We start from the raw sequence: 7,284 nt of genomic DNA on the forward strand, positions 1-7,284 counted from the left end.
AGATCGCTTATCCGGGAAGGATCAAGTAAATCAGATAAAGAGCACTCTTCGTTACTCAGAGTAGGACTTTACACACTTCAGGTGACAAGCTCCCTGGCGTGTAGGCCGAGGGGCCGGCGACGGAGCCGCCGCCGATGACGGTGGCGTGGCCAGTGGGGTCGGTGCCGGTCAGGGGTGAGGCGTTGGCGTAGGTGTAGCGGTTGGCCTGCACCGATGGGCTGGGGTTGAGAGTGGCAGTGTCGCGGCTGGTGAAGGTGGCGGTGCCGGGCTGGTACCAGCGGGCGTGCATGTTGACCTTGCCGGTGTCCGGGTCGGTGTATTCGCCCTGGTAGCCGAGATTGGTCTTGGTGCCGGTCTGGGCGGTGACGGTGCCGAACGGGTCGTAGGCGGTGGAGGTCTGCAGGGTCGTGGTGTAGGTGGCGATCAGATCGTCGTGCAGGTCGCTCAACGCGGCCACCGCGGCACCGGCGCCTTCCTTGAGGCCGAGCAGGCCGCCGCTGGGGTCGCGGGCGTAGGTGGTCTGAACGGCGCCGCCGCTGTCCCTCATGGCGGCCAGGTCGTTGCCGAGGCCGGTGTAGGCGAAGACGTCCTTGGCGGCGCCGGTGATGCGGGAGGCGAGCCGGTCGAGGGCGTCGTAACTGCAGAGGCTGTCGCCGTCGGCGATGAGCCGGTCGAAGGCGTCGAAGGTGTAGTTGGTGGTGGTGCCCGCCTTGGTGCTGGTGGCCAGGGTGCCGCGCGGGGTGTAGGTGTAGTCGGTGCCATCCCCGTTGGTCAGGCGGTTGCGTTCGTCGTAGGTGAAGGTTTTGTTGCCGGCTTTGGTGCGGTTGCCGGCGGCGTCCCATTCGTAGGTGGTGACTGCGCCGCCGGGGGCGGTCCAGGAGGTGAGGCGGCCGGCGTGGTCGTAGCCGTAGGTGTTGGTGCCCGCGCCGGCGGTGCCGGCGGTGGTCTTGGTGGTGAGGTTGTCGTCTTTGTCCCAGCCGTAGGTGATCTTGGCGAGTTGGGTGCCGGAGCCGTTCTTCAACGTCTGGCCGGTGACGCGGTCCAGGTCGTCGTAGTCGAAGCTCTGGGTGCTGGCCTGCCCGCTGGTGGCGGTGATGGTCTTCAGGCGGCTGGCCGGGTCGTAGCCGTAGGTGAGGGTCCGGCCGGTGACCGGGTCTGTGGCGGTGGCGAGGCGGCTGGCGTTGTCCCAGGTGAAGGCGGCGGTTCCAGCGGCGTCGACGCGCTGGGTGGGGTTGCCGAGCGCGTCGTAGCCGTAGGCGGTCTCCTGGGTGCTGCCGCGCAGGATCTTCAGCGGCAGGTCGCGGTCGTTGTAGTCGATGCTCAGGTCACCGGCGGTGGTCAGACGGCCGGCCAGGTCGTAGCCGAGGGTACGCGCGGCGGTGGCGGCGCCGCCGCCTTGACCGGTCTCGTTGGTGAGGCGGCCGAGGTAGTCGAAGGTGCGGTCGATGCGCACGCCGCCGGGCTGGAGGGTCGCGGTGGCGTTGCCGGCCTGGTCGTAGAGGTGGGTCCAGGTGCGATCGGCCGCGCTCGGGTGTGCGGTGGTGGCCGGTTCGGTCACCGTCTCAACCAGGCCGAGGCTGTTGTAGGTGGTCCAGGTGGCGTTGCCGCGGCCGTCGGTGAGCCGGGTGCGGGCGCCGGCGGCGTCGTAGCCGAAACTCGTGGTGATCGACTCGCTCGCGGAGACCGGCTCGATGAGGGAGGTGACCCGGTTGAGCGCATCGAAGGTCTGCCGGGTGACGTGGCCTTCGGGGCTGGTGGCGCTGGTCGGGTTGCCGGCCAGGTCGTAGCCCTGGCCGTAAGTGCGCAGCACCGTACCGGCACCGCTGCTCGCGCCGGTCAGGTCTTTGACCGTGGTCTTGCGGCCGGCCAGGTCGTACTCGGCAGTACTGGCGTTGCCGTTCGGGTCGGTGGTCTTGACCAGCCGGCCGGCCAGGTCGTACTCCATGCGGGTCTTGTTGCTCAGCGGGTCGGTGACGGTTTCGGCCTCACCCGCCGCGTTGACCGTGAAGACGGTGTCCTTGCTGCCGTTGACGCTGCCGTGGGGGATCTGCTTGACCAGCCGGCCGGCGTCGTCGTACTCCATCTTGGAGACGTAGACGGCCGTGGCCGGTTTGCGCTCGATCTGCGTGGCGGTGATCTGTCGGCCCAGGTCGTCGTAGGTGGCCTCGCGGCGGGCGCCGGTCGGGCCGATCACCGTCAACTGCTCGCCTGCCAGGTCGTACTCCGACACCCACGTGCTGGCTGGCTGCCCCTGCGCGGCGGGCGGGTCGGTCACACGGACCAGGTTGCCGAGCGCGTCGTACTCGGTCGTGGTGACCTGCCCGCGCGGGTCGGTGGTCTTGATCAGCCGCCCCGCCAGGTCGTAGCCATAGCCCATCGTGGGCGTGGCCGCGGTGCCGCCGGGCGGGGTGTAGGGCATGGCGGTCAGCGACGTGCGTCGCCCCATCTTGTCGAACCCCGATGTGGCCAGCCGTCCTTCCGGGTCGACGACGTGGGTCTGCCAACCCGCGGTGTCGTAGCCGATCCGGCTGGTCGGGCGCCCCTGCGTGGCGGTGCCGGCCTTGTCGATCTGCACGCTGGGTGCCTTGGTCTCGATCAAGCGACCGAGCGCGTCATAGATGTTGGTGATGGTGTAGTCGGCGGCGGTAGCGCCATCGGCGTTGCCGCGCGGGTCGGTGATCGCGGTGATCAGGCCGCGGTCGTCGACCGTCCAGGTGGTGACCAGATCTGCATCGCCGTTCTCCACCGTCTGCCGGGTCATGATGCCGACGGCGTTGTAGCCGTAGGTGACGACCTCCTGGCGCGTCGTGCCCGCCGCAGTACGCGTCTCCTTGGTCGTCAGACCGTTGGCGTCGTACTCGTAAGCGGTCTTGCGCTTAAGCGTGGCCGGGTCGAGCGTGGCCGAGGCGAGCCGACCGGCGGCATCGTAAACGTAGTCGGTAGTGGTGATACCGCCGCCGTTGATCTTCTGTGTGAGGTAGCCCGCCGCATCGTAGGTATTGGCTTCCAGCACCACGTCCTTGGTCGTGGCGGAGCCGTTCAGCTTGACATCGTCCCCAGTCACCTGTGCTAGGCGGTTGTCGGCATAGTAGGTGTGGGAGGTCTTGCGGCCCATCGCGTCCACCCGCGCCGACAGGCGACCACCGGGGTCATAGGAGAACGACTCCAGGACGATCTCCTTGGCCGGCTGCGGGTTGACCGGGCTACCGGTCCAGTTCTTCAACGTCCGCGAGGCCAGCTCACCGCGCTTGGTGTAGGTGTAGCCGAATACCGAGCCCAACTGGTCGGTGACGGTCGACGGCAGGCCGAACTTGTCCCAGCTGATGCGGACCACACCGCCCTCGGGGTCAGTGCTGGTCTCCTGGTGACCGTAGGCGTCGTACGTGTGGGTCGTGGCCCGCGCCGGGTCACCGCCCGTCAGGTCGGTGACGGTTGCGGTGAGCGTGTTGCCGTCCGGGTCATAGGTGTAGCTGGTCTTCGCCGTGTGCGTGACGCCGCTGATCTCGTTCTTCACACCCGGCGCCGTCTGCGTGGCCAGCCGGCCGAGCTTGTCGTAGGCGAAGGTGCTCTTCACCCCGCCGGGCTCGGCATCGGAGATCTGCGTCTGGGCGCTCACACGGCCCAACGCGTCATGCTCAAACTTGGTGACCAACCCGGACGGGTCGGCCTGCTCGGCAAGGTCCCCTGCGGCGTTGTAGCCGAAGCTGGTGGCGTTGCCCTTGGCATCGGTGCGGGTCTTCACCAGCCCGGCCGGGGTGGTGCCGCCGCCGACCGCCGCTTCGGTGCCGTCGGTGTAGGTGACAGTGCTGGAGCGGCCGTTGGGGAAATCGAGCGTGGCCGGGGTGGTCTGCTTGGTCTGCTCCCCGTAGGAGTTGTACTCGAGAGCGGCGGCGTAGGTGTTGTCAGTAGACGAAGCGGACCGACCGTCGCGGACCGCAATCAGCCGGTCATTGCGCGGGTCGAACTCATTGTCCTTGTTGACGTAGTACTGATACCACCGCTCGCCTGCAATATCGGCGAGAGGGCCTCCCTCAACGGCACACCTGAGTGAGGGGTTGCCGCCTGTGGTTGCGGGCTGGCATTGGTAGGCCGACAGCAGGTTGCCGCGTTTGTCGTACTCGGCGTTGGTGGAGATGCCGTTTGGGTTCTTGGCGTACGAGAGGTATCCGCCCACATCGTAGGAATAGCTGGTCTGCTGCTCGAGCTGGTCGACCGTGGAGATGAGGCGGTAGCCGCGCCAGGCGTCATGCTTGTAGGTCAGCGTGTTGTTTTGCGGGTCTGTCACGGTGACCGTCGAGGTGCCCGTCTGGGGGTCGACTTGGCTGGGCTCGGTCGGCTTCCAGGTGCCGCCGTGTTCATCGGTGTGGCTTTGCAGCCGGTCCTTGGCCGTGTCGTAAGTGTTTTGCGCCCATACCCGCCCGGACGGCAGGGTGACCTTGTCCAGCAAGTGTGGTGCGGCGAGGCGGGCCGCGTAGTGTTCGGCGGCCTCTGCACTGCCGAGCGCCCGGTCGTACAGGGCGACCTCGTCGATCTGGCCGTCAAGCCCCCACATTGTGAGGTAAAGGTCGGAGGTTGGCGGCTTGGTGGCGGGCCAGTTGTGGGTTGCGCCCTCACCGACGGCGGCGTATGCCATCCAGTCGTGATCGATAGTGCCGGCCAGGGAGCCGACGGCGGCGCCGTCCAGATACAGGCTCTGGTTGTTTGCGGCACCGCTCAGGACCACATGATGCCATTGGCCGTTGTTGACAGCGCCTGAGGAGGTGATCGGGGAGGTGATCGGTGACCCGCTTGCGTCGAGCGTGCGGAACTGGCCACGCAGTTTGCCGTCCGTGCCGACGTACAGCAGGGGCTGGCCCTGTTGGAAGAACACTGGAATGGAGGAGGAGGGCCGCTCGGCCGAGGTGTAGGCCAGGATGCCCGAGGTCGTGGTCTTGAACCACAACTCCAGTGACAACCGATCGTTTAGGCGGGCGATGGCGTTGTCCGGCAACTGCACGAGCGCGTCGCCGTCGAAGGCTGCGGAGGTGTCGGTCGATCCGGCGAGCGCGCCGGGCTGTTCGAGGTCGACGCCGCTGTAGGTGGCGCTTTCCGCTCCCCAACCCAGGCTGCGGGCTTGCGTGGTCCCTTGCGGTACGCACAGAAGGGGGTTGATGGTGCAATTGGGTGTGGGCGTGGGGGTCGGGTTGGGCTGCAGGGACGGCTCGCTCAGCCGCCAGTAACCCACCGGTTCATCGTCCTCGACCAGGCCGCGATACAGCGATCCGGTGGTGTAGCGGTAGGTGGTGCAGTTCGGTGCCGGCATGGGGTTGCAGGCGGTGCTGAGTTTGTCTGCGTCGTAGGTGTAGGTCCAGGTCTGCGGCGCACCATCGACCGGATCGGTGGAAACGCTGGCGATGTGCGAACCGCTCCAGGTGAAGGTGAGCGACCGGCCCCCCACAGCCGTGACCTTGGCCAGGGTGCCGTCCGCGTTGTAGCTCAACTCCTGAGCGCGCCCCCGCCCATCGACGATCCGCGTCAGCCGTCCCTGCCCGTTGAAGTGGTAGACGGTCGAAGACTTGTCCATCAACTTCCACCCGCCACCGGACACCTCGGCCAGCGTGGCGTGCATCCCAGAAGGCGGGTAGAAGGTGCCATCTCCCTTCGGCGCGAACCGCAACCGCCGCCCGTCGGGATAGGTCACCAGCAAGGACGCGCCCGTCTCCACCTGGATGCGCATGTCGTATCGGGTCGACCAACCAGCGCCGAACAGGCCGTCACGACGGGCGTCCAGACTGTTGTAGGTACGGGCGATCGACAGCGCCGGGCCCACCGTGGCCACCGAGGCGTCCACCACCGTGGTGGTGTAATTTCCCGAGACGGACTGAAACTCCTGGCCATTGCTGTCCCGGTTGGCCAGCTGCGAGCCGACCGAAGGCTGCCGCACGCCGGTCACAAACGTCCGATACGCCGATGCGGCCGTGGTTCCTGCCGCGGTCAGTGACGTCTACCCTCCACGCATACGTGGTGGCCCACTTGAGGCTCCCGGCAGGGACCTTCCAGGTATTCACCCCAGCCGCAAGCTGCCCGGACGACACCGGCACGTACAAGGACCCGTCATCGGTTTGACGAAAGCACCACAGGTCGTAGTTCGTGCTCTGGTAGGTGTTCTCGCTGGGCGCCTCGCAAATCATGAACGAATACCGATAGGGCGCGGTGCCCTCGTCTGCATGCGCCACCAGGGTCGGTGTTGCTGAGCCCGACAAGGTCCCGTTGAGCGGCCACATGTCGTCGATCAACGGCGCGGCTGCCGCAGCGTCCAGCGCCTCGGCACGCGCCGCACCTGTCGGCAACTTCGAGCCAGTCTCAGCCCGTGTGCTCTGTGTTCGTACCGCGATATCGAGGCCGACGACGCCCTTTGGTAACGCGCCTTTCCGTTTCCCCCGCTTCGCCGTCATCGACGCCGTCGTGACGGATGCAGGCACCAAGGACGGCAGATGCTTCGTCACACCCATCTGCTGGCGCGGGGTGTCAGGCATCCCCTGGATCGTCGCGCTGACCGTACCTTGCGAGTCCGCCACTGCCGGCAGCACAGCAACCTGCGCCAACCCCGGCACCAGTACCAGGAAGAGTCCGATGTGTGCGGCCGCCAGACGACGCCGCGAACGACCCCATGCCAAATACCGGCGCATACGCCGTCACGCTCCGACCCACAACGAGGGACACCCAGGGGTGCCAGACGTCGCTCCACCCCACCCGGCAGGAACGAGCGTCCTGACTCGTGCGGCTCGGAGCATGTTGCCAAACGGGCAAAGCGTAACTTTCGCAAGATCGGGCAGCAAGAGTCATCTCAGCTACCAAATAGGCACGGAGTGCGATGTACCGGATGAAAGCTCCCGGCCTGGTGTCCTGTCCCGGGGAGTGGCAAAGGCGGCCGTTGATAAGGACCGACCCGCTGAGCTCTCACCGGCGGCGCGCGGCCGGGTCCCGTGCTTGTTGCCAGGGCCTCGGGGGAGACGCGAGCGTAGCGCGCCAGCGAGGCGACCGAAGTATGGCCGGAGTAGGCCAGCAGCATGGAGGTGTTGGCGCCGTCTTCGGCGGCGTGGGTGAGGGGCGCTGTGGCGCAACTTCCCCCCTGAGACCCCCCGCCGCTACTGACACTTTCGTGGGCGGAGCGACTGACATCCGGCGGCAATACCCACTGACACTCTCGGGCTCTGGCGCTGATCTTGTTGCGGAGTCGGCCGGGTTCGTGTTGTTCCTGCGTCGAGGGGTGCGCTTTGGTGATGCTGGTGCGCGTGCATAGAT

General features: G+C 67.0%; 1 protein-coding gene. It reads right to left on the minus strand.

What is annotated here, in order from left to right; translation table 11 throughout:
* Positions 1-55: 55 nt before the first annotated feature.
* Positions 56-5,932: an RHS repeat-associated core domain-containing protein gene (locus tag ACIBI9_RS67505; protein WP_397239560.1), complete on the minus strand. Its 5,877-nt coding sequence runs from the start codon at positions 5,930-5,932 to the stop codon at positions 56-58.
* Between the last annotated feature and the right edge of the window lie 1,352 nt (positions 5,933-7,284).

It is taken from the genome of Nonomuraea sp. NPDC050451 (assembly GCF_044458585.1).